Genomic DNA, 21,310 nt, shown 5'->3' with positions numbered 1-21,310 from the left:
GCGGGCGTAGACATCCGCGCGATCGAGAGAAGCCATGGTCAGGCCCTCCCAGCAACAGGCGTCGCGACAAGGAGGACACTTGCGATGAAACCTAACTCGTGAAAGCAGGTCCGGTAATAGTCGATCTGGTGATGGAACGCCGGCTGCGGCGGCACCTGAATGTGGTCGCTGCCCGGCATGTAGAAAGCGCGATCGCCGCCGACCCTGAAATCCGCACCGCTGGCGCGAATGAGCGTCTCGGCCTGCGGCACGATCTCGCACTGAGGCAGCGGCTCGGCGGCGGCATAGAGGTCTTCCGGAAGATTATCGCACTGCGCGACATTGAAGACGGTGAAGCGCTTCAAAAAAGGCACGGCCTGTGGTTCATCGCCCTCGTGGCGTGCGCGCTCCTTCTCGTCCTTGGGGACAAAGCGGTCGGCATGCACGATGGTCGTGCCGCGCTCGCCCTTCCTGACGTTGCCGCCAAGGACGAGCGCCTGCCGGAAGGTGAGCCAGTTCTGGCTGGGATAGCTGCGCTCGATCACCGCGCCCCACAGGATAAGGATATTGATGCCGGAATAGGTGCGGCCAGAGGATGCATTCCTCGGCAGGCCAAGGCCTGCCTTTGCCCTGCCCCATGGCTTGACCCATGGCACGGTGCCGCGCTCCAGCTCGGCAATGATGCGGTCGGTGATCTCCTGATAAAGGCTGGCGCCGGGGCGCCCGCCCTTGCCTGCGCCAGCCTCTGTGCTGGCACAACGCTTGCTGTTTGCATGCATCGTCTCATCCTCCGCTCGCCAATCGCCGCGCCTTTCCCCGGAAGCGGGATGGGCGGCAAGTCGCGACCGGAAAGGCCCGCCGTGGTAGGCGGACCGCATCCGAAGGACCGGAACGAAGAGGAGGACCCTGAGCGGCACGCGAAGGGTTGCGGGCTGCCGCGGCGGGCCTAGAAGGGAGTGCCGCCCACCCCGCGCCACCGGGAAAGGCCAACAGACAAACCGCGCCGCCCGCAAGGGCGGCGGCCGTCACAGCCCGAAGGGCTGCCCACGCCAAGGGGCGAAGCCGAATGGCCGAGACCGCCTGAGCTTGCCAAAGAAAAGCGGGCTCGGTTCACGAGCACCTGGTGCGCGTCGTCAGGCGCGCGGGCGCCCGCCAGGACGGCAGGCTGGACAGATTTTTCGCACGGATCATCGTCAAGCGCCGCAGTTACGTCGAGAAACTCGACGACATCGCCCCCGTGGCGCGGCTTCCTCCGAACAAAACCAGCGCTCGCCTTTCAACAGGTTTGAGGCGCGTGTCCCAGTAATATTCCTGACCGGGATCATGATAGACGCGCTCGCCCGTTTTGTAGCTTGATATTGGCTTTGATCTTGCAGCCGAGGGTCGATTCGAAGGCAAGAAAGCCAGCCAGGAGTTGTCCTGATAGCGATGGTTGCCCACGCCCCTTCTCCCCGAAGAGAGAATGCGACGTTTGCAGCCTGGAGTCTATAAGTCTGGTCTAATTCACCGGTCCTGTTCCGAACCATTGAATGAACGGCGCATCCTTACCGGTGATATCCTTCACCGTCTTCAACAGCGCTTCATGGGTGCGTTGGAGAGCCCGGTAATGGTTGCTGGTAGGTGATAGAAGCGGCTGGACGATGCTCTGGTGCAGCCGTTCTGCCTCCGCGAGAAAGCGCTCGATTTCAGCCTGTGAAAGCTGCTTGGAAAGTTTGGTCCTAGCCATTGCGATCTCCGTTGAGGAATCGCCCCACCTAGGATTATCATCCTATATCGGCATGGCTTGGTAAAGACCCACCCGCAGCGGAATGGCAGCTTGCCGAAGAAAAGCACGCTCGGTTCACGGTACCGGCGCCAGCCGTTAGACGCGCAGGCGCCCGTTAGCCCGCAGGCTGGACAGAATCTCGCACGGATCAGCGTCAAGCGCCGCAGTTAAGTCGAGAAACTCGATGACATCGAGACGCCGCTCTCCACCCTCGTACTTGGCCACGAAGGATTGGGGACGATCAAGCTTCTCGGCCACCTGCGCCTGAGTCAGGCCTTTGGCCTTGCGCAGGGAAACCAGCTGGGCCAGAAACCGCTGGTGGCGGGGCGAGCGAAGAGATTTGGGCATGTAGGCGAACCGGTCGGGTAAAGACCGGATCAGCGACTAATCCCGGTTTCGGATTATCCCATTTTGGGATATGCTGCGTTGCATCCAGCGCTCAACAGCCGAGGCTCGCAACAGGCATGAATCGATCAATGGGAACAGATGAGACTCGAAACTCAACTCTGTGCGACGAAGTCCCCTGGTCGGAGAACCTGACGGCCTACGATAGGCAGCATTTCACGATCTACCTGCGGATCCTGGATGCCTGCGCCGACAATGCCAGCGAAGAGGAGATGGCCGATCTCATTCTAGGCATCGACCCGGCCCTTGAACCGGTCCGCGCCCGCAAGGCTCTTCGCAGCCATATCGACCGGGCGAACTGGATGGTGACGACCGGCTACAAGGAACTGTTCGCCGGCTGACGCACAGCACGGATTGTCATGCTCTTCAAACAACGAAGTTCAGATACCCGTCACTCATGAGCGCACGGCCGCGAGAGACGGCGCGGCGGGAGCGGTCACAACTGGTTCGCGTGCTGTTTGACTGCCATTTCCAGTGCTTGGCTCAGAGGCACAGCCTTGGAGAACAGGAAGCCTTGAGCGGTTCGGCAGCCAAGCTTGTGCAGGGTTTGCCGATCCGCCTCTGTTTCGACGCCCTCGGCCATGACCTCGATCCCGAGCATGTTACCGAGATCGATGACCGATTTGACAAGCAGTCGGTCCTCTCGGGACTTGGCCAAGCCGCGAATGAAGCCCTGGTCTATTTTGACCTTGCGTATCCGACTGTCCTTGAGCGATGCCAACGTAGAAAAGCCGGTGCCGAAGTCATCGAGCGCGATGGAAATGCCCGCATGTGAAAGCCGTCCGAGCTTTTCATCCACTCTGTCCGGGTCCACCGGGGATTCTTCGGTAATCTCGATTTCGAACATCGTTGCAGGGAGGCCTTTTGCCGCCAGACCATCCAAAACCATGTCGTCGATATCGCCGGCTTCCAGTTCGCGCGGCGAAACATTCATCGCCACACGGAAATCACGACAGTCAGCTTTCACCAAGCCGTCGATAAAAGCACAACAGTCGGCGAAGACGGTTTGCGTCAGCAGCTGAAGCATTCCGGTTTCGCGTGCAGCTGTGATGATTTCGGGTGGAGAGATGGCACCATGAGTCGGATGGGACCACCTCAGCAAGGCTTCAAAACCGACCACGGCCTCGGTGTCGAGTTTCACGATCGGCTGGAACCAAGGTTGCAAGCTTCTCGTCTTTATCGCCGAATGAAGGTCCCGTTCGACGGACTGGCGGCGTTGCAGTTCCCTGTCGAGTTCGGCATCGAACAGGCAAAATTCGTTCCTGCCACGACGCTTGGCCGTGTAAAGGGCGATATCCGCCCGCAACAACATTTCGGTCAGGCCCGGGCTTTCCGCCAGGTATATTCCTATTGATGCCCCGACCCGGACGGACGCGACCTCCCGATAGGGGCGGGCAATTTTTGCTATGATATTGGAGGCGAGATCACTGGCAGAAAGCGAAACCCTCGTTGAGGGAAAAAACAGCACGAATTCATCGCCGCCGATACGAGCGAGCGTTGAGCCTTCCGGTGCTTCCTCCTCTATGCGGCGGGCGATCCTGACAAGCAGTTCATCACCGGTCCTGTGACCGTAGGTATCGTTGACGGATTTGAACCCGTCCAGGTCAACCAGCATTGCCACGAAGGGGCCATCCGCGGTCTCGAACCGTCCGATAGCGTCTTCGAGGCCACGCCTGTTGAGAAGGGCCGTCAGGTGGTCCTGCCTGGAACTGGCCTTCATCTCCGCCGCAAGCCGCTCGGCCTCATGCCTCAGGCGGCTCGCTTCGCGGAACCGTGCTTGCCCAACAAACGAAGCTCGAACCAAGCCGCCCATGAAGAGCAGAACGGTAAAAGCCAGAATGTAGTCTTCAAAATTGCCTTTCGCCAAAAGGCAACCCACCGTGATGAGGAGCGGAGGTGTGATGAAGTTGATCGCCGCCGCGGCATACGAACTGCCGTATGTAACCGCACCAGCTGAAATGCCCGCCAGAATGACCAGATGCAGCGGTGCTTGAGGTGTCGTGTATCCAACAGTCAGGACGGCCAGGAAGGACCAGGCAAACCCTGCCAGAAGAGCAAGGATGCCAAACCAGCGAAGCCGCGGCAAAACCCCCACTAATCCGTCATGGCGCCCCGTTTCCTTTAGCTGATAACGCGCGAGTGCAAGGCGGGCGGCATTTATCGCATTGACGACCAGGAACCAGATTGCAGCTGCAAAGCCGCTGCCAGAAAGGGCGTGCACCGCCCAAATCAGGCCTGACAGGATAGCGCTTATCGGCATCGACACGAAGAGGCCGGCCCTCAGGTCGGCAAGCTGATCCTGACGGATTTTGGCCTCCAGCGTGTCTTCATTCTTCGGGGCCATGGACGGACCAGCTTGCTCCCATCGTTGTTCGCGAGGACAAGCCTACGCAGGCCCACTGAAGGACGGGTTAACTATCCAGCGGGGATAACCAGTGTGCTCACCATGTCTTCGGGGCGCACGTCTGCCTCTTGGCCTTGCCGTCTGACCATCGAGCTCTTGCCCGCACGCGTGCCTTGATCCGAATCATCCCAGGATCGGCAACGTCACCATGGAAGCAGCCTACCAACGGCATCAACGCGCCCGGCGAGACAAAAGGAAGCCGGGCCGAGATAGCGTTCCAGAGCGGCAGCGCTGCCTGCGATTCACCGCCTGAGCATGGCCGAAATGCCATGGCGGATAAAGGGAAGATATTGGGCAAAGCGAAGCCCTGCATGTCTTGCAAGCCGTGCCGCCGGGTGCTCGCCTGAGTAGAGAGCGACAAGTGCATTCGTAGCATGATAGAGCGGTGCCGCCGACAGACGCAGCCGGCTTTCGTATCTGCCGAGCATGTCGGGATCAGCAATGTCGCGGCGCTCGCGACATGCCGCCAGGATTCTATCGGCGAGTTGCTTCTGGCCACTGAGGCCGATGTTGAAGCCATGCGCGGTCACCGGGTGCATGCCGAGGGCAGCATCGCCGATCAGTGCCGCACTCGGAGCCCAGAACTTGTGCGCCCAGGTCGTGACCAGCGGATAGGCATGGCGGGTGCTTGCCAAGGTCATCTCTCCGAAGCGTCCTCGACACCGGCTCGTCGATTCCATGAGGAACAAATCGTCGTCGAGAGCAAGCAGTCTGTCGGCCTCGCTTGAGCGCAACGTGAGAAGCAGCGACGACACGCCTTCCATGAGCGGCAACATCGCTATCGTCTGATGGTGATCGAACCATTCGACCGCGATCTGGTGATGGGCGCGCTCGTGCCTCACTCGGCAAATCAGCATGGAGTTGCCAAGCCGATTGATGTCGGCGCCAATGCCGAGCAGGTCGCGCGTCGCGGACAAACGCGAATCCGCTGCAACGAGCAGCCGAGCGGCCAATTGCCTGCCATCAGAGAGCGTTATGACTGCTTCTTTGTGGCTGGTTGTTGCATTGACGACCGAGCGGCCGCACAGCAGCTGGGCATGATCCTGGAAGTGGACAAGCTTGAACAGGGCGTCGCGGATCCGACAATTTGGGACCAGAATTCCGAGTGGTTCCCCAGATCCGCTGGGAGAATCGAAGCTCAGGGCGAAAGGGCTCGATCCGTTGAGCACGCGCGCGCCTTGTAGCGGTGATTTGTCCGAAGCGGGGATGGCATCCCAGGCGCCGAGCTCGCGAAGGATTCCAACCGATGCGTGGGTCAGCGCGATCTCGCGACCGTCGAAAGCCGGATTCGCCAGGCTTTCGAGCGACTGCCGTTCAACCACTGCCACCTTGAGTCGGCTCTGGGCAAGCGACGCGGCGAAGGAAAGTCCGACCGGCCCGGCTCCGACCACAATAACGTCGAATCTATCGACAGAGCCGGCCATCAGCGTGCCGCCATTGCGTCGGCTATCTGCGACGAAGGGCACTGGAACGCATCGCAATCGATCCACGGTTTGCGGCTCATCTCCCCAAGCGTCTCCACGCGACCTAACCGTCCGTTAGACATCCGTTCTCCGTTCAAAAATGCTCAATGAAACCATGCCTATGAAGAGATAACCCTGATGTGGATCAACCAGGCTCGATAAACGCGGCAACGGCGGGTTCACGGTCGACTGGTCGACCGCCACACCATGGTCTGGTCAGGTCATCATGGAATGGCCGGCTTCCCGTTCGGTGCGGCCCTTTCCTGGCCGAAAGTTCGGCAACGTATTCTGGCTGATCCGTTCGCACCCGTCGCGCGCCGAAATCGGCATGACGCGAAGCAACCGCGGAAAATATTCGAGCGAGTCCTCGCAGGGCAGGCTGGGTCAACTGCGTTGCTCGTCGCGGTCGATCAGGATCCGCTCGGCGGCGCCATCGAGATCTTCATATTGGCCGCTCCTCAAGGCCCACAGGAACCCCGCCAGCCCAAGCGCTCCGAGGAACAGGGCCACAGGTATGAGGTAGGCGAGCGTCGTCATGAGGATTGTGCCAGTGCGCCAATGTCCGAGCGCCTGTCATGTCGGGCATCTTGCACCGATGCATTTGACACGAAACCTTGCAGACGTAGCGCATTGCCGATGACCAGGAGGGACGAGGCGGACATCGCGACCGCCGCGATCAGTGGCGTAACGTGCCCCAGAATGGCGACCGGCACGGCGATGCCATTGTAAACGATCGCGATGGCGATGTTCTGCCGGATCAGCCGTCCGGCCTTCCGCGAAATGTCTAAAGCAAGTGGGACCGCCAGAAGACTTTTACGCAGGAACACGAAATCCGCGGCGTTGCGACCGATATCCGCCGCCGTGGCCGGAGCGATCGAAACGTGTGCGGCGCCCAATGCAGGCGTGTCGTTGAGCCCATCGCCGATCATCAGCACCTTGTGGCCAGTTCGCGTCAATGCTTCGATGTGTTCGACCTTCCCGGAGGGAAGCAACGAGGGAACGAAGCGCTCGACGCCCAGTGCTTCCGCGACTTCGCCGCAGGCAGCTTCTGTGTCGCCCGACAGCATCTCCACCGACACGCCGGCGCCGTTCAGTTGCTCGATGGCCGCCTTGGCATCGGCACGCAGCTCATCCTCGAAATCGAAAGTCGCGACAATGACCCCGTCCTTCGTCAGAACGGTTCCGCCATAGCCTTGTTTGCCTTCGCCGCCGATCCGAGCTTTCCACTCACGCCATCCGCGGCGACCCAGCCGCCAGGTACTGCCCTCGGCGATGGCTTCGATGCCGAAGCCCGGATGCTCGCTGACGGACGCGAGTTTCGGCTGGCCGGCAAAGGCTGCATTGCCAGCGATTGCCTTCGAAAAGGGATGGCGGGAATGCGCTGCCATCTCGGCCGCCATGGCGAGCATCGTCGGATCGATGGACGGCGCATTGATCAGCCTGGGCAGTCCGAGCGTAAGCGTGCCGGTTTTGTCGAACAATGCCGTGTCGATCCCCGCCAGGCGCTCAATGGCGGAGCCGTCCCTGACCATGACGCCGCTTTCAAACAGCCGCCGCGCAGCGACCACCTGCACGATCGGCACGGCGAGACCGAGCGCACACGGGCATGTAATGATCAAAACGGCGATTGCGATTGTTATTGCCCGGTGCCAGTCGCCGGTCGCCGCCATCCAGCCGAGGAACGTCACAAAGGCGGTGAGGTGGACCACGGGGGCATAGAGCGCGGAGACGCGATCGGCGATCCTGCGATGGCGGGCGCGGCCGCCCTCTGCCGCTTCCATCAGCCGAACGATTTCGGCCAGGAATGAATCCTTCGCGGCGGCCGTCGCCTCGATGGTCAGCGGACCGGTGAGATTGAGTGTACCGGCCTGGACCTGCGCCCCCGGGCCCACCGTTCTGGGCGTGCTTTCCCCGGAAACCAGGGAACAGTCGAGATCCGATGCCCCGCCAATGATCCTGCCGTCGATGGGCACCCTCTCGCCAGCCGCAATCAAGAGCTCCATTCCTGGTTCGATCTCGCCAACCGGCAAGTAGTCGCGCGAACCATCCTCGCGCAGCACCATGGCGCCGCGCGCCGCCAGCCGAGCCAGTCCGTTTACGGCCGTCCGTGCCCGTTCCCGCATCACGTGATCCAGCGTGCGGCCGATCAGCAGAAAGAACAGCAGCGACACCGACGCGTCGAAATAAGCATGGTCGCCATGGTTGATCGCCTCGTAGAGGCTCATGGCGTAAGCGAGCGATACCCCGACCGCGATCGGCACGTCCATGTTCATGCGGCTGTGGCGCAGCGCATTCCAGGCCGAGCGAAAATAGATGCCGCCGGCGAAAGCGAGCGCAGGAATGGCAATCAAGGCCGAGACCCAATGGAACAGGTCGCGGGTCGCGCCTTGCGCGCCGGACCAGACGGAGACTGATAGCAGCATGATGTTGCCCGCCGCAAAGCCGGCGACCGCGACGGCGCGGATCAGTTCCGAGAGCGTCCTGTCCTTCCCGTCAGCCTCGGGATCGAACAGGTGCGCGCCATAGCCCAGCCGTCCAAGTGTGGCGACGAATGGCGGAACCTCGTCGCCGCGCCACCGGACCGAAACACGTTTCGTTGAAAGATTGACACGAGCGCCTTCGACGCGATCCAGCTTGCCGATCGCCGTCTCGATCGTCTGGATGCAGGCGGCACAATGCACAGCCGGCACCGAGAGGTCGGTCTGGCGAAGATTTTCGCCGATCGAGCGGCTCGCCAGTCTGATTTCCTGGCCAGAAGGCAGGACCAGTGTGACCTTTTCCAGGTCCAATGCCATTTCGGCGCCTGGCGCGCAGCAGCTCATTGCAGCGCCCCGTGGGAAATCATGATCCGGCGAACGTCGCGATAGGGTTCCGCAAGGCTCGCATCGGCGTCGATTTCGACGATCCAGATGCCATCCGTGGGCATGTGGTGCGCGGCGAATATCTGACCGGAGGCAGCCTCAAGAGTGACGGATTTGTCCTCGGCCTCGTAGGCGGGATGACGGAACAGCACCTTGACGCCATGCAAGGCAACCGGCTTGCCGACAGCATCGGTGAGGCTGTAGCGGACCTCACCGCCTGCGATGGTCAGTTTGCCAGTCCAGCCAAGGGCTGCCTGCGCGCGCCCTTCCTCGGCCTTCCTGTTGAACTGCTGGCTGGCCACATAGGTGTTTTCGACGACAAGCCCGGTCCAGCTTGTGTTGGCGAGCGTCGCCATCGTCAGATTAACCGCTATGACCACGCCGAAGAAGCCAAGGATGGTGAACAGCATATGCCTGCCGGTGAATTCGCGGGATTGTCGCGAGGTGTCGCTCATCTGGCGCTCTCCGGTGCGTTGAAAGTGGCCGTATATTCGTCCGACTCGAACGTTGCCTTGTTTTCGACCCGGAACTTGAAGCTTTGCGCTGCACCCCGAACCTGATCTGCCGGCTGACGCACGAAAACCTTGAGCATCTTGAGCCGGTCGGGTTCGACCGGGATGGCGAAGGAGCGATCCGCCGCCAGGTCGATACCGACAACGCTCATTTCGGCTCCATGCAGGCCCTGCATCGTGACAATGATCGTTCTTGGTTCGGGGATCATGTTGAGCAGCTTGACGGTGTAGCCGTTGCGGATCGAACCGTCGGACAGCGTCACGAACTGCGGGTTGCGATCGTGCAGGACATTCAATTCGAGCCGTTCGCGGGTCAGCAGCGAATAGAGCAGCGCGAGACCGACCGCCGACCAGGCGCCCATGTAGATGAAGGTGCGAGGGCGAAAGACCTTGCGGATATGGAAACGGGCCACCTTGTCGGAGAACAGGCCGTCAGCGCTCCTGACCAGTGACGGGTTGACTGAACCGGAGCCGCCCGGGGTCGCCAGCATCATATTGGCGTTGTAGTCGGCCAGCGTCGCATAGGAAATCAGTCCGCGCTCCCTGCCGAGCTTGTCCATGATACCGTCACAGGTATCGATGCAGAGCGCGCAGGTGATGCATTCAAGCTGCTGGCCATCACGAATGTCGATCCCCATCGGGCACACCGCGACACAGGCATTGCAGTCGACGCAGTCGCCGACGGGCTGCCCGGCGGCAAGGACCCTCTTGGCGTGACGCGAGCGCGGTTCGCCGCGCCAGTCATTATAGGTGACGGTGAGGGAATTCTCGTCGAGCATGGCCGCCTGGATGCGCGGCCATGGGCACATGTAGGTGCAGACCTGCTCGCGCATCAGCCCGCCGAACGTGTAGGTCGTCGCCGTCAGCACGGGCACGGTGATGTAGGCGACGGGGGCGGCGGTACCGGTGAAGAGTTCCCCAAGCAGCGTCGGCGCATCGGCGAAATAGAAGATCCAGGCGCCGCCGGTCAGAACCCCTATGACCAGCCAAATGGCGTGTTTCGATGTTCGCACCACGAGTTTGCGCGCAGTCCAGGGACCGGCATCGAGCTTGATGCGCGCGTTGCGGTCGCCCTCGATGGCTCGCTCGACGACCAGAAACAGATCGACCCACACGGTCTGGGGGCACGTATAGCCGCACCAGGCCCGGCCGACGGTGGATGTGATCAGGAAAAGGCCGATACCGGCCATGACCAGCAGGCCGGCGACGTAGTAGAATTCCTGCGGCCATATCTCGATGAAGAAGAAGTAGAAGCGGCGGTTGGCAAGATCGACCAGCACGGCCTGGTCAGGGGCAAATGGCCCGCGATCCCACCGCAGCCAGGGCGTCAGGTAGTAGATCCCCAGCGTGATTGCCATCACCGACCACTTGAAGCGGCGGAAACTGCCAGAGGCCCGTTTCGGGAAGATCTTCTTGCGTCCGGCATAGAGCGGCTGACGGGTCTTGGCGGAGTTGACCGCATCGGCTTCGAGCCGTTCTATTTGCGTGTTATCGAGCACGAGAAGCTCCAGTCACCAGCGACGATTTCGCCGGAAGCCCGACCCATCGGTTTCTGGATGATGCCGAGGCCCGGCTCGCGCCGGGCCTCGTCGCTTGGCGGTGAGGGGGAGGACGAGAATAGGTTTGGGTACCTATTCTCCGCCGCCAAGCGAATGGACATAGACCGCGAGTTCCTTGGCCTTGACCTCGCCGAGACGACCGATCCAGGCCGGCATGACGCCGTGCTTCGGCGCGCGGACCTGCGCGGCGATGGCTGTTTCGCCAGACCCGTATAGCCAGATCGCGTCGGTCAGGTCGGGTGCGCCGAGCTCCCTGTTGCCCTTTGCATTCTCACCATGACAGGCCGCACAATTCTCGGCGAAGATATTGGCGCCGGGTTCGATCAGGCTTGTGTCCTGAACAGGATCGGAGAGACTTGCGACATAGGCGCCGACCTGCTTGATCTGATCCGTCGTGATGATGTCGCCAAAAGCAGGCATTTCCGACAGGCGCGTATCCGGGTCTGATGCGAAGCGGATGCCGTGCGCAATCGTCTGCTGGATCTGTTCGGCGTTGCCACCCCACAGCCAATCGTCGTCGTTTAGGTTGGGAAAACCCTTGGACCCTTGAGCGCCCGAGCCATGGCACTGCACGCAATTGACCTTGAACGCGGCGCCACCCGCGGCGACGGCGAATTCGCGTAGCGTATCGTCGGCAGTAATCTCGGAGACGGTTTTCGCCTGAATGGCAGCGACATATTTACCCTTGGCCACTTCGGCCGCCGCCAGTTCATTCTTGACGTCTTTGCGGCTCGAATACCCCAGCACACCCCTGGTCGCGGAAGTCAGCATCGGCCATGCCGGATAGACGACGGTGTAGCCGATCGCCCAGGCAATGGTGATGTAGAAGGTGATGACCCACCAGCGCGGAAGCGGGTTGTTGAGTTCCTTGATGCCGTCCCACTCATGGCCGGTCGTCGAGATGCCCGAAACCTCGTCGATATGCTCGCTGCCCATGATCAGTCGTCCTTGAGAGGAATGTGAGCGGCTCTCTCGGCTTGCCTTCGACTGCCGGGACGAAGTGCAAAGGCAACGCATCCGAGGAAGAAGAGCGCCATGGCAAGCAGGCCCCAGCTGTCGGCAAACTCCCGCATGAAATTGTAGGTCATCGCCATTCTCCTCAGCGGTAACCGGCGGCTTCGTCATAGGTCCTGAAATCGACCAGCGTGCCGAGCATCTGCAAATAGGCGACCAGCGCATCCATTTCGGTGACCTGCTGCGGATCGCCGTCGAAGTCCCCAACCTTGGCTTTCGGATAGCGTCTCTCCAGGCCCGATGTGTCGGCATTCGCATCGGCCTGCGCCATGAGATCGGCATTGGCATGAGCGATCATGTCGTCTGAATAGGGCACACCGACACGGCTGTTGGCGATCAGATGCGTCGAGAAATCCTTCACCTCGATGGGCATGTCCTTCAGGAACGCGTAGCTCGGCATGATCGATTCCGGCACCACCGAACGCGGCTCGGTGAGATGCTGGACGTGCCATCCGTTCGAGTAGCGGTCGCCGACCCGGGCGAGATCCGGCCCGGTGCGCTTCGAGCCCCACTGGAACGGGTGGTCGTACATCGACTCGGCCGCCAGGCTATAGTGGCCGTAGCGCTCGACCTCGTCGCGGAACGGCCTTATCATCTGGCTGTGGCAGAGGTAACAGCCCTCACGCACATAGATGTTGCGCCCGGCGAGCTCGAGCGGCGAATAGGGCCGCATGCCTTCGACCTTCTCGATGGTGTTGTCGAGATAGAAGAGCGGCGCGATCTCGACGATACCGCCGATTGTTACGACTACCAGGGACCCGAGGAGAAGAACTGTGGCGTTCTTCTCGATGACCGCGTGTCTGTCCATCAAGCCCATTTTCTGGCTCCTGATCGCACACGCTGGAGGGCGGGGATGGAGCGCGGCATCGGATCCTCCTCGCGCTGGTAGCCGAGGATGGTCATGGCGATGTTCCAGGCCATGATGAGGGCGCCCGACAGATACATCGCGCCGCCGATGGCACGCATGATGTAGTAGGGATGCATGGCGGCGACGGTTTCGGCGAAGGAGTAGACCAGGAAGCCCTGCTCGTTGTATTCGCGCCACATCAGGCCCTGCATGATGCCGGACACCCACATCACCGCCGCGTAAACGACGATCCCAAGCGTCGCCAGCCAGAAGTGCCAGTTGACGAGCCGCAGCGAATAAAGCCGGTCGCGGTTCCATAACTTCGGGACCATGAAATAGATCGCGCCGAACGAGATCATGCCAACCCATCCGAGCGCGCCCGAATGGACGTGACCGATGGTCCAGTCGGTGTAGTGCGAGAGCGAGTTGACGGCCTTGATTGACATCATCGGGCCTTCGAAGGTCGACATCCCGTAGAAGGCGATGGCCATCACCATCATACGGATGATCGGGTCGGTGCGCAGCTTGTCCCAGGCGCCCGAGAGCGTCATCAGGCCGTTTATCATGCCGCCCCACGAGGGCATCCAGAGCATGATCGAGAACACCATGCCGAGCGTCTGGGCCCAGTCCGGCAGGGCGGTGTAGTGGAGGTGGTGCGGACCGGCCCAGATGTAGAGAAAGATCAAAGCCCAGAAGTGGACGATCGACAGCCGGTATGAATAGACCGGTCGGTTGGCCTGCTTGGGCACGAAATAATACATCATGCCGAGGAAGCCAGCGGTGAGGAAGAAGCCGACGGCGTTGTGGCCGTACCACCACTGCGTCAAGGCATCCTGGACACCCGAAAACGCTGAATAGCTCTTTGAACCCACGAACGACACGGGCATCGATAGGTTATTGATCACATGCAACATCGCGATCGTCACGATGAAGGACAGATAGAACCAGTTGGCGACGTAGATGTGCGGTTCCCTGCGCTTCAGGATCGTGCCGAGGAACAGGGCGAGGTAGGCGACCCATACAATGGTCAGCCACAGGTCCACATACCATTCGGGCTCGGCGTATTCGCGGCTCTCGGTGATACCGAGCAGGTAGCCGGTTGCCGCCATGACGATGAACAGCTGATAGCCCCAGAACACGAACCAGGCGAGATCGCCGCCGAACAGACGCGCGCGGCACGTGCGCTGCACCACATAGAGAGACGTGCAAATTAGCGCGTTGCCGCCGAAAGCGAACACAACACCGGATGTGTGCAGCGGCCGCAGTCGGCCGAAATTGAACCAGGGCTGGATGTTGAGATCCGGGTAGGCGAGCTGCAGGGCGATGACCACGCCGACCAGCATGCCGACGACGCCCCAGAATACGGTGGCGATGGCACCGTAGCGGATCGGCCCATCCATGTAAGCGGCGGGGTCGATCGGAACTGCCGGCTTGAACTCCGTGTTGCGCAACAGAGTCGCAGTGAAGCCAGCCACGGCGAAGAACAAAACCCACATATGCCGCCGAAAAGGTTCATCTACGCCGAAGCCGGCAGCCACCAGGGCCGCAAACGCAAACAGGCTTAGAAGGACGATCTCTGTGCCGAATTTCATCGCAAGCCCCGATTTCCGATTCCGGCGGGCGCCAAACCGCAGTGCCTTATTGCGCAGCCGTGGCCTGCTTGCCCTGATCCATGTCAGAGCCGCACGATTTTGCTTCGAGCAGCATCGAGTTCGGTGCGATCAGACTGTGGCGATCGAATGTGGAAGCGCAGCACCGGCCGCCACGCTTATGGACAGGCCCGGCGTCCCCGGTCTGGCCGGGTATGGAGGCGATCGCGGGCGTGTGGGAAGCGCGCCTTCTGTGACGCTGGAAAGTAGGCCGATGCCTTGCCGAACGTCGATCGTTTCAATGCCTTGGGACAGCCAGCGCCAGCGTTGCGCTGCCTTCGTGACATTCATGATTCGGGGGAACGGCAATTTTCCCCTGCGTATGAGGCGTATTGACTTCGGCCGAGTGCGATCCTGCCTGGAACAGCCGGTTGCACGTCGAGCACCTCGAGGATGGATGCTTCGCCGACGAGTTGGCCGAAACGCACCTGGCTCATCCGATCGGATGGAGAGCGGGCTATCGCTATGCGACTTCTTCTAAGCCCAACGCGAGCATGCCCTGCCCCGAACGAAGTAAGTGACGTAGGCCATGCAGCTTCGGTGTCATTCAAAGGGCGGTTGCGCCTCGGCCGCCGCAGCGCCGTTCCAGCCGGCTCATGCTGTCCACGGTGACACGGCGGTTGTTCTCGATCCGAATCACGCCGTCCATTCTCAGGCTGGTCAGCTGACGGCTCACGGTCTCGTTTGTAATTCCAAGGAAATCAGAGATGTCGGCACGCGTCATCGGCAGCTCGAAGCACGCCGACCTGGCCGCCGGGTCAACACTGGAACCGATGTTCCGGGCGATCATGAGGAGAAAGCTCGCCACCTTCTCCGGTGCGGTCTTGCGCCCCAGAGTCACCATCCATTCGCGTGCCTCGTCGAGTTCGTTCAGCGCCTGCTTGAGCAGGCGATGCACAAATTCCGGTGATTCCTTCATCATCCGTTCGATGGCCGCTCTCGGAAACGAGCATAGCGAGACAGCTGTTGCCGCTTCCGCATTGATCGCGCTTTTCATCTTGAAGGGCCGTCCCAGAAAATCCGGCGCGAACTGGAGACCGACGATCTGCTGGCGGCCGTCCGAAAGGCTCTTCGTGAGCTTCACCACGCCTGAAAGCACGTTTGAATAACAGTCGACCGCCTCGGCGTCGCCGATCAGTTCGACCCCCGGCTCGATATTGTGCCGCGACGACGTCTTGGCGAGCTGAGCCAAATGGTCTGGTTCGAGCGCACCACAGACACCGCGGTGCCGTGCCTCGCAAGACAGGCAAAGAACGGGAATGCCGGAACTGTGAATGTCCTGCCGTAATGTCATTCGATCGCTCTACCGGTCCAGTGCGGGCAGGATAGCAATCGACGGTAGAAAAATCCTTGCGGCAGTTTGTCCGTGCTGAACGTTGATCGAAATCAGGGCTTAGGCTCATCCAAGCATCCACAGTTCCGGCGACGCAAACACGGTGGACCACGACATGCGACTGGAGCTAGCTGCCAGACTTGGCGAGAACGTCCCGCGCTATACCAGTTATCCGACAGCGCCGCATTTTCATACAGGCATTGATGCTGCAATTTGTCGTGGCTGGCTGCAGGCGCTCAACGATGGCGATGAGATCTCGCTCTATCTGCACATCCCGTATTGCGACAAGCTTTGCTGGTTCTGCGCTTGCCACACCAAGCAGACACGCCACTACGAACCAGTGACCACATATCTGCGCTCACTGCATGCCGAGATCGCAACCGTCTCCAGTCTTGTCGCAGGCAAGGGCCGCGTGCGTGCCGTCCATTTCGGCGGCGGTTCGCCAACGATGCTCAAACCGGAGGATCTGGTGGCGCTGGGGACCGTCCTGCGCAACAGCTTCACCTTTCTCCCCGGTGCAAAGATCAGCGTTGAGATCGAACCCAACGATATGGACGATGCCCGCCTCGATGCACTTGCCGAAATCGGCATGACAAGGGCGAGCCTCGGCGTCCAGGATTTCGACCCGAAGGTGCAGAAAGCGATCAACCGCGAGCAGAGCTTTCTGCAGACCAAGACGGTTGTTGATGGCGTTCGTTCGCGCGGCGTCGAATCCGTCAATCTCGATCTGCTCTACGGCCTGCCGCATCAGACCAGGGAGAGCGTCGCCTCCACGGTTGCACAGGCACTGACCCTGGAACCGGATCGGATCGCGCTTTTTGGCTACGCCCATGTGCCGTGGTTCAAGAAACATCAGACGATGATCGACGAGGCATGGCTGCCGGGTCCGGCGGAGCGGTTTGCCCAATCGCAACTGGCGGCGCGGGCGATCATGGACCAGGGATACGAAGCAATCGGGCTCGACCATTTCGCCAAGCCGGGCGATGCCCTCGCGCTTGCCGCCCGCGCCGGAACACTGCACCGGAACTTCCAAGGCTACACCGAGGACCGCTACGAGACCTTGATCGGCCTCGGCCCATCGTCCATCAGCCAGTTTCGCCAGGGCTATGCACAGAACATGCCTTCGACCGCCGAGTATGGGCGCATGGTCGAAGACGGCGGGCTGGCTGCGGTCCGCGGCATTGCGCTTTCCGAAGACGACCGCGCTCGCGGCTGGATCATCGAGCGATTGATGTGTGACTTCGCCTTCTCGGCGATTGAGCTGGTGGAGCGCTTTGGCGAAGCCGGCCAAAGACTTCTCCTCAAGGCGAGTTCCACGGCCCTCCAAGATCCTGCGCGGTTGCTTGAACTTGATGGTGACCGCTTCGTCGTGCCTGCGGAAAGCCGGCCCTTTGTCAGGAGCATCGCGGCAAAGTTCGACAAATATTTCGAAATTGGAACGGCCAGGCACTCAGCGGCAGTCTGAGCACCGCAGAGGAACGGTCATGGTTCTCAGTCGATCGTGAACCGATTGCGCTACGTTTTTCACTGTTGACCGGCGACCGTCGTGTCAAGACAGGATTCGGAGCGGACCAGACGCGTCTTGGCATAGCGACGATATCGTCCGGTCGTGCCTTCCGGCGCCGTATTCCATTTCGCAGTCCCTGAAGCGCCACGTCGAGTCCGGCCTCTTTTCTGTATCGGAAGCAGTCGACAATCGTCCTGGCCAGATCATGGTTGTCGGCCGACAGCTCCCTTCGGCCTTGCAACGAGAATCCGCAAGGACCGTGCCAGCTGCAGCAGGCGCCGCCGGATCGCAACACCATACTATTCCACCCGTGGCTCGCGCTAACCTTTGATTGGTTCCCGCCAGGCCGACGCCCGTCGAAACCGAGCCTCGGCAACAATCCTAATCGTAAGCGGCTGGCCACGCTCTTGGTGCCGGTGGCAGAAAGTCCGCAAGCACCCCGGCAGCGCCGTCAAGCGTGGGACAACCCGTCCACCCGAATATCCGCCGGCGCAGTTTCAGTGAAAAGCGGGCCCAGGCTAGACGGCTCTCTTGTTACCCCAGAGCATAACGTGCAGCTGCGGCAGCACACGGGCTTCGAACCACCTGTCGCGGGTCACGCTATCAACCAGCCACTCCATGCGCTTCAATATTCCGTCAAGGTCGACAGGCGCGTCTTCATTTGCGGGGCGTGGCGGCGTGTGATTGCCGGGTTGCAGATAGATCGGAAGCCGCGGAAATCTCGCCGCGGCGTCTTTCGCGTAGGCGTAGTCACTTTCGTCGAAAACAATGAGCTTGAGCACGACTTGCGGCCTGCCTTGTGCCGCCTGGAGGCACGCCTCGAAAGCGGCCCAATCGGTCGTCATTTGGCTTGACGGCGGCTTTGGGCTGAGGACTAGCACGTCAAGGTCGGCAAACCAGTCCCTGGCCACCGAACCTTGGGTTTCCAGCGCAAAACGGTAACCTTCACCATGGCCTCGCTCGATGAGCGCGCCGAGCGGCTGGATGGCCGGATTGCCGCCTGACAGCGATACCATCAGCGGGCGGCCACCGGAAAGCGCAAGCACGTTTTGCCACACCGCGCCAATGGACATCATCTCCCATTCATGGCGGAATTGATTGTCCACCGCATGCAGGCTGTCGCACCAGGAACAGCGATAGTCACACCCGCCGGTTCTGACGAAGACCGTCGGCAAACCGACGAGCACGCCCTCGCCCTGGATCGTCGGCCCGAAAATCTCACTCACGCGGATTGCGGGATGCGTATCGGTCATGACCGGTATTCCGCCCAGGTTTTCGGCGTTTCGCTCACCCGCACGGCCGAGGTTTCGGGCAGGCGTGCCTTGCACCATTCATAAAAATGTCTGGCCAGATATTCCGCCGTGACTTGCTCATGTCCCAGCACGTCGTTGAGATGTCGGTGGTCGAAGCTCTCGTCGATGTAGCGTTTGAATGGCGCCAAATCGTGATAGTCGCGCACGAAGCCGTTCTCGTTCAGTCCATTCGCTGAAAGCTCCACTTCAACGATGTAGTTATGCCCGTGCAGGCGCGCGCATTGGTGATCGGGTGGCAACGAGGTGAGCTGATGCGAGGCTGAGAAGTGGAATTCCTTGGTGATGCGGAACATTACGCGGTCCTCCTTCGTAGCGCATCGAGCCAGAAGTCGGAGTCCTCGTAGTCGGTGGGGTCCGGCTGCTCAGAGAGATGAAACGCCTCGCGCCGCTCGACGCAGGTCCCGCACCTCCCGCAGTGACGCTCGGCGCCCTTGTAGCAGGACCAGGTCTGCGCAAATGGCGTGCCGTATGCTGCTCCATTCCTAACAATGTCCGCCTTCGTGAGATTCACATAGGGTGCATAAATGCGAATTTTCGCGTAGCCGTCGAGCGCGTGGTCCTGCATCATCTGGAAAGCGTCGATGAAGGCCGGACGGCAGTCGGGATAAATGAAATGATCCCCACCATGCACGGCCGTCGCCACCGCGTCAGCGTCGTGCGCTGCGGCGAAGCCGAAGGCAATGGCCAACATGATGGCGTTGCGGTTCGGCACCACCGTGACCTTCATCGTGTCTTCGGCGTAGTGCCCGTAGGGCACGTCCACATTATCGGTCAGCGCGGAGCCGGAAAGGCCGCCGCCGATCTCGTGGATGTCGATGATGCGGTGCGGGACGCTCAGTCGCTCCGCGCAAAGGGCGGCGAAGCCCAATTCCTTCCTATGACGTTGGCCGTAATCGAAAGATAGGAGGCCGGCGAGTTCGTGCTCCGCTGCCACCTTGTGAGCAAGGGTAACCGAGTCCAATCCGCCGGAGCAGACGACGAGAGTCTTCATCATTGGGTCCTTGTTTTAACCGGGTAGGCTGCGACCGGAGATTTCTCTGCGCTCCCAGTACTTCAGGAAATCCATTTTGTGAAGTGAACGGGGGACGAGTTTCATGCGCTGACGTGCCGCTGTGTGCAAGGCGCCCTCGCGATGAGCCTGCAAGGAACACGGACTAGCGAAACGTCACGCTTCAGCGGAATGCTCAAAGGCGAGCGCACCAGAATATGCTCTGCAGGAGGTCCGGACCTTCGTAAACAAAGTTCTCGACGATCAAGCGCCCGGCGGTCCCGAGCTCGAGGGACGCCACCGCGAGGGTTTCAGGTACAAGACGGCCCGAGGATGGGCTTGCCGCAAGAGAACGGACTTACCAGTGGGATGTTCAGCGACGCCGATGCAGATGTCTGGAATGATCACGACATCAATTGTCGCGGCAACTTTGGCTGGCCTGCTCTCGGGTTCCGTAGATCCAGCGCATTCCGCTTCAGGATCGGTTCGAACCGGAGCACTCCCTCGGTCAATGGACGTCCGGCAACAACCTGAATGATCGGTCGTGAGCCGACATCTGTGAACAAGCGGTGTGGTCGATTGCTATCACCCATGTGTTGCGCGCAGGTACCTTATGGCAGTGGATGAACTGGATTTGATGGTTTTACAGCTGGCGGTCGAAAGCGTCCGCTCGCTCTCCTTAAGCTTCGCTGAAAAGGCCGCCGAGGTAGCCACCAGGAGCCGCGGCATCCTGCTTTTCGACGTGCGGGTCGACGGTGATGCGGGGGTCCAGCGGGTCGCAGCCATCCGATATCAGGGCGACCAGATCGGCGTGCTGGCGTTGGACAGACAGGGCCTTGTTACCCACCATTGCATCGTCAACGGTACGTTCTCACATTTCACTGCGCCCTTGGAGGATTGGCACAGCATGCCCCTGTCGATGCAGGCCAAGATCGATGCCAACGGCCATGCCAGTCTCTTCCTAGGGGCCTTGCGAAATGCCGGACATTTGCTGGGCAGCTAGCATTTGGCCAGAATGCATCTGTGAATTTTTGCATGCGCATCGCTGCCGACAGCGCCGGCATGATTGTCGTGCTCGAAAACGGCTGCGGCGATCGCGGCAAAGCGATCGCCGCGATGATGGCGATCTACGCGTGGGCGTTGCATCGATGCGATCGTTTAGACAGAGGTCTCCGCCTGGCATCGAGCAACATGCACGGAGGTACGCAAAGCGCAAATGCATCAAGTATTTGAAGGGACGAGCCCCTCGCGCAAATGGAGCTTGCGCTGCCGTTGTCGTCCCATCGTGCCGCCGAACTCGGGGGCGTGACGATCGACCACGATGGCCTATTTTTTTGCAAAGCCGAATGTCCCGATTCCGAAGCCAAGGAAAAAACTCCGACCACAGCGAAGAATAGTAACAACACGGGCGACGCAAGCCGCCTTGCCTCCAGCAGGGGAGGTGCTTGCGGTGCTCTCACCGACACAAGATCGCAAATGGCACGTGGGTGAGCACCAGAACTGGCGACACGCATGGTGATCGGCTTGACTCGCTGGAGGAAGCACAAGGCCTCAGTGGGCGGAGGCGCCAGCGACGGTCGAATACTGGCTGGCTGCTCGGGATCTGATCGTTGAAATGACGTAGGATTTGGTTGCTTAAGCCGATCCGAACCATTTCCCGGAGACCACACCCACCATGAACGATCTTGCGCTGCCGCTGAGCGGTTTGTCA

General features: G+C 60.8%; 20 protein-coding genes and 1 pseudogene. 4 read left to right on the top strand and 17 right to left on the bottom strand.

Features of this window, described 5'->3' with window-relative positions:
- Positions 1-89 precede the first annotated feature (89 nt).
- From NKH13_RS34070 to NKH13_RS34060, 3 genes and pseudogenes are all read right to left on the bottom strand, one after another.
- Positions 90-758 (bottom strand): annotated as a pseudogene (locus tag NKH13_RS34070) (ArdC family protein); the annotation flags it as partial.
- A gap of 719 nt (positions 759-1,477) precedes the next feature.
- The gene (locus NKH13_RS34065) at positions 1,478-1,705 is read right to left on the bottom strand and encodes a hypothetical protein (RefSeq protein ID WP_352453620.1); all 228 of its coding nucleotides are present in this window, start codon (positions 1,703-1,705) and stop codon (positions 1,478-1,480) included.
- A gap of 135 nt (positions 1,706-1,840) precedes the next feature.
- Positions 1,841-2,092: a helix-turn-helix domain-containing protein gene (locus NKH13_RS34060; protein ID WP_023722035.1), complete on the bottom strand. Its 252-nt coding sequence runs from the start codon at positions 2,090-2,092 to the stop codon at positions 1,841-1,843.
- Between the two features lie 128 nt (positions 2,093-2,220).
- Between NKH13_RS34060 and NKH13_RS34055 the strand changes: the two genes are divergently transcribed.
- Positions 2,221-2,490, top strand: coding sequence for a DNA -binding domain-containing protein (locus NKH13_RS34055; RefSeq protein WP_352453619.1), 270 nt, complete (start codon positions 2,221-2,223; stop codon positions 2,488-2,490).
- Between the two features lie 95 nt (positions 2,491-2,585).
- Here the strand turns inward: NKH13_RS34055 and NKH13_RS34050 are convergent, their stop codons facing one another.
- The 11 genes from NKH13_RS34050 to NKH13_RS34000 all read right to left on the bottom strand — a co-directional run bounded on the left by NKH13_RS34050 (position 2,586) and on the right by NKH13_RS34000 (position 15,752).
- Positions 2,586-4,493, bottom strand: a complete 1,908-nt coding sequence (locus tag NKH13_RS34050; RefSeq protein ID WP_352917206.1) for a putative bifunctional diguanylate cyclase/phosphodiesterase — start codon at positions 4,491-4,493, stop codon at positions 2,586-2,588.
- Positions 4,494-4,795: 302 nt separating this feature from the next.
- Entirely contained in the window at positions 4,796-5,977 is a 1,182-nt protein-coding gene (ubiM, locus tag NKH13_RS34045) for a 5-demethoxyubiquinol-8 5-hydroxylase UbiM (RefSeq protein ID WP_352711153.1), read from the bottom strand.
- A gap of 423 nt (positions 5,978-6,400) precedes the next feature.
- Complete coding sequence (ccoS, locus tag NKH13_RS34040; protein ID WP_352453617.1) at positions 6,401-6,553, bottom strand: cbb3-type cytochrome oxidase assembly protein CcoS; 153 nt, start codon at positions 6,551-6,553, stop codon at positions 6,401-6,403.
- On the bottom strand, positions 6,550-8,838 hold the full coding sequence (locus NKH13_RS34035) for a cation-translocating P-type ATPase (protein ID WP_352917204.1): 2,289 nt from the start codon (positions 8,836-8,838) through the stop codon (positions 6,550-6,552). The genes ccoS and NKH13_RS34035 overlap by 4 nt, the downstream gene beginning before the upstream one ends.
- A complete protein-coding gene (locus tag NKH13_RS34030; RefSeq protein WP_352917202.1) occupies positions 8,835-9,332 on the bottom strand; it encodes a FixH family protein in 498 nt (165 codons plus the stop codon). Before NKH13_RS34030 ends, NKH13_RS34035 begins: the two co-directional genes overlap by 4 nt.
- On the bottom strand, positions 9,329-10,888 hold the full coding sequence (gene ccoG / locus NKH13_RS34025) for a cytochrome c oxidase accessory protein CcoG (protein WP_352917200.1): 1,560 nt from the start codon (positions 10,886-10,888) through the stop codon (positions 9,329-9,331). The genes NKH13_RS34030 and ccoG overlap by 4 nt, the downstream gene beginning before the upstream one ends.
- Before the next feature lie 132 nt (positions 10,889-11,020).
- Complete coding sequence (gene ccoP, locus NKH13_RS34020; RefSeq protein ID WP_352917198.1) at positions 11,021-11,884, bottom strand: cytochrome-c oxidase, cbb3-type subunit III; 864 nt, start codon at positions 11,882-11,884, stop codon at positions 11,021-11,023.
- A 2-nt stretch (positions 11,885-11,886) separates the two neighbouring features.
- Positions 11,887-12,036, bottom strand: coding sequence for a cbb3-type cytochrome c oxidase subunit 3 (locus NKH13_RS34015; RefSeq protein WP_023679629.1), 150 nt, complete (start codon positions 12,034-12,036; stop codon positions 11,887-11,889).
- Positions 12,037-12,047: 11 nt separating this feature from the next.
- Positions 12,048-12,779, bottom strand: a complete 732-nt coding sequence (gene ccoO, locus NKH13_RS34010) for a cytochrome-c oxidase, cbb3-type subunit II (RefSeq protein WP_352917196.1) — start codon at positions 12,777-12,779, stop codon at positions 12,048-12,050.
- A complete protein-coding gene (ccoN, locus tag NKH13_RS34005) occupies positions 12,770-14,401 on the bottom strand; it encodes a cytochrome-c oxidase, cbb3-type subunit I (protein ID WP_352917194.1) in 1,632 nt (543 codons plus the stop codon). The genes ccoO and ccoN overlap by 10 nt, the downstream gene beginning before the upstream one ends.
- A gap of 604 nt (positions 14,402-15,005) precedes the next feature.
- Positions 15,006-15,752: a Crp/Fnr family transcriptional regulator gene (locus NKH13_RS34000; protein WP_352493084.1), complete on the bottom strand. Its 747-nt coding sequence runs from the start codon at positions 15,750-15,752 to the stop codon at positions 15,006-15,008.
- Positions 15,753-15,906: 154 nt separating this feature from the next.
- On the opposite strand from NKH13_RS34000, the gene hemN reads away from it, so the two are divergent.
- Entirely contained in the window at positions 15,907-17,256 is a 1,350-nt protein-coding gene (gene hemN, locus NKH13_RS33995) for an oxygen-independent coproporphyrinogen III oxidase (protein WP_352778478.1), read from the top strand.
- Between the two features lie 560 nt (positions 17,257-17,816).
- On the opposite strand, the gene queE is transcribed toward hemN, so the two are convergent.
- Genes queE through queC form a run of 3 tightly spaced genes read right to left on the bottom strand, consistent with a single transcriptional unit; the run spans position 17,817 to position 19,602 of the window.
- Positions 17,817-18,551, bottom strand: a complete 735-nt coding sequence (gene queE, locus NKH13_RS33990) for a 7-carboxy-7-deazaguanine synthase QueE (RefSeq protein ID WP_352474110.1) — start codon at positions 18,549-18,551, stop codon at positions 17,817-17,819.
- Positions 18,548-18,904 (bottom strand): 6-carboxytetrahydropterin synthase QueD, encoded by a 357-nt coding sequence (queD, locus tag NKH13_RS33985; RefSeq protein WP_352876171.1) that lies wholly within the window; start codon positions 18,902-18,904, stop codon positions 18,548-18,550. Before queD ends, queE begins: the two co-directional genes overlap by 4 nt.
- Entirely contained in the window at positions 18,904-19,602 is a 699-nt protein-coding gene (queC, locus tag NKH13_RS33980) for a 7-cyano-7-deazaguanine synthase QueC (RefSeq protein ID WP_352917191.1), read from the bottom strand. The genes queD and queC overlap by 1 nt, the downstream gene beginning before the upstream one ends.
- Positions 19,603-20,212: 610 nt before the next feature.
- Between queC and NKH13_RS33975 the strand changes: the two genes are divergently transcribed.
- Together NKH13_RS33975 and NKH13_RS33970 are read left to right on the top strand one after the other, a co-directional pair.
- The gene (locus NKH13_RS33975; protein WP_352917189.1) at positions 20,213-20,602 is read left to right on the top strand and encodes a hypothetical protein; all 390 of its coding nucleotides are present in this window, start codon (positions 20,213-20,215) and stop codon (positions 20,600-20,602) included.
- Positions 20,603-20,634: 32 nt separating this feature from the next.
- Positions 20,635-20,832 (top strand): hypothetical protein, encoded by a 198-nt coding sequence (locus NKH13_RS33970; RefSeq protein ID WP_352917187.1) that lies wholly within the window; start codon positions 20,635-20,637, stop codon positions 20,830-20,832.
- Positions 20,833-21,310 lie beyond the last annotated feature (478 nt).

Source organism: Mesorhizobium sp. M1348 (genome assembly GCF_040317925.1).
In the GTDB taxonomy this organism is placed as follows: Bacteria; Pseudomonadota; Alphaproteobacteria; order Rhizobiales; family Rhizobiaceae; genus Mesorhizobium.
Note: the sequence above shows the minus strand (reverse complement) of the source record. Positions and strands in the feature narration are given on the sequence as shown.

Coding starts and splice junctions, on each gene's coding strand:
- NKH13_RS34065 (WP_352453620.1), bottom strand. CDS start 1,705: ATGGCTAGGACCAAACTTTCCAAGCAGCTTTCACAGGCTGAAATCGAG.
- NKH13_RS34000 (WP_352493084.1), bottom strand. CDS start 15,752: ATGACATTACGGCAGGACATTCACAGTTCCGGCATTCCCGTTCTTTGC.
- NKH13_RS33970 (WP_352917187.1), top strand. CDS start 20,635: ATGCGCATCGCTGCCGACAGCGCCGGCATGATTGTCGTGCTCGAAAAC.
- queD (WP_352876171.1), bottom strand. CDS start 18,904: ATGTTCCGCATCACCAAGGAATTCCACTTCTCAGCCTCGCATCAGCTC.
- ccoS (WP_352453617.1), bottom strand. CDS start 6,553: ATGACGACGCTCGCCTACCTCATACCTGTGGCCCTGTTCCTCGGAGCG.
- hemN (WP_352778478.1), top strand. CDS start 15,907: ATGCGACTGGAGCTAGCTGCCAGACTTGGCGAGAACGTCCCGCGCTAT.
- NKH13_RS33975 (WP_352917189.1), top strand. CDS start 20,213: ATGGCAGTGGATGAACTGGATTTGATGGTTTTACAGCTGGCGGTCGAA.
- ccoP (WP_352917198.1), bottom strand. CDS start 11,884: ATGGGCAGCGAGCATATCGACGAGGTTTCGGGCATCTCGACGACCGGC.
- NKH13_RS34060 (WP_023722035.1), bottom strand. CDS start 2,092: ATGCCCAAATCTCTTCGCTCGCCCCGCCACCAGCGGTTTCTGGCCCAG.
- NKH13_RS34015 (WP_023679629.1), bottom strand. CDS start 12,036: ATGACCTACAATTTCATGCGGGAGTTTGCCGACAGCTGGGGCCTGCTT.
- queC (WP_352917191.1), bottom strand. CDS start 19,602: ATGAAGACTCTCGTCGTCTGCTCCGGCGGATTGGACTCGGTTACCCTT.
- queE (WP_352474110.1), bottom strand. CDS start 18,551: ATGACCGATACGCATCCCGCAATCCGCGTGAGTGAGATTTTCGGGCCG.
- NKH13_RS34050 (WP_352917206.1), bottom strand. CDS start 4,493: ATGGCCCCGAAGAATGAAGACACGCTGGAGGCCAAAATCCGTCAGGAT.
- ccoO (WP_352917196.1), bottom strand. CDS start 12,779: ATGGGCTTGATGGACAGACACGCGGTCATCGAGAAGAACGCCACAGTT.
- NKH13_RS34055 (WP_352453619.1), top strand. CDS start 2,221: ATGGGAACAGATGAGACTCGAAACTCAACTCTGTGCGACGAAGTCCCC.
- NKH13_RS34030 (WP_352917202.1), bottom strand. CDS start 9,332: ATGAGCGACACCTCGCGACAATCCCGCGAATTCACCGGCAGGCATATG.
- ubiM (WP_352711153.1), bottom strand. CDS start 5,977: ATGGCCGGCTCTGTCGATAGATTCGACGTTATTGTGGTCGGAGCCGGG.
- NKH13_RS34035 (WP_352917204.1), bottom strand. CDS start 8,838: ATGAGCTGCTGCGCGCCAGGCGCCGAAATGGCATTGGACCTGGAAAAG.
- ccoN (WP_352917194.1), bottom strand. CDS start 14,401: ATGAAATTCGGCACAGAGATCGTCCTTCTAAGCCTGTTTGCGTTTGCG.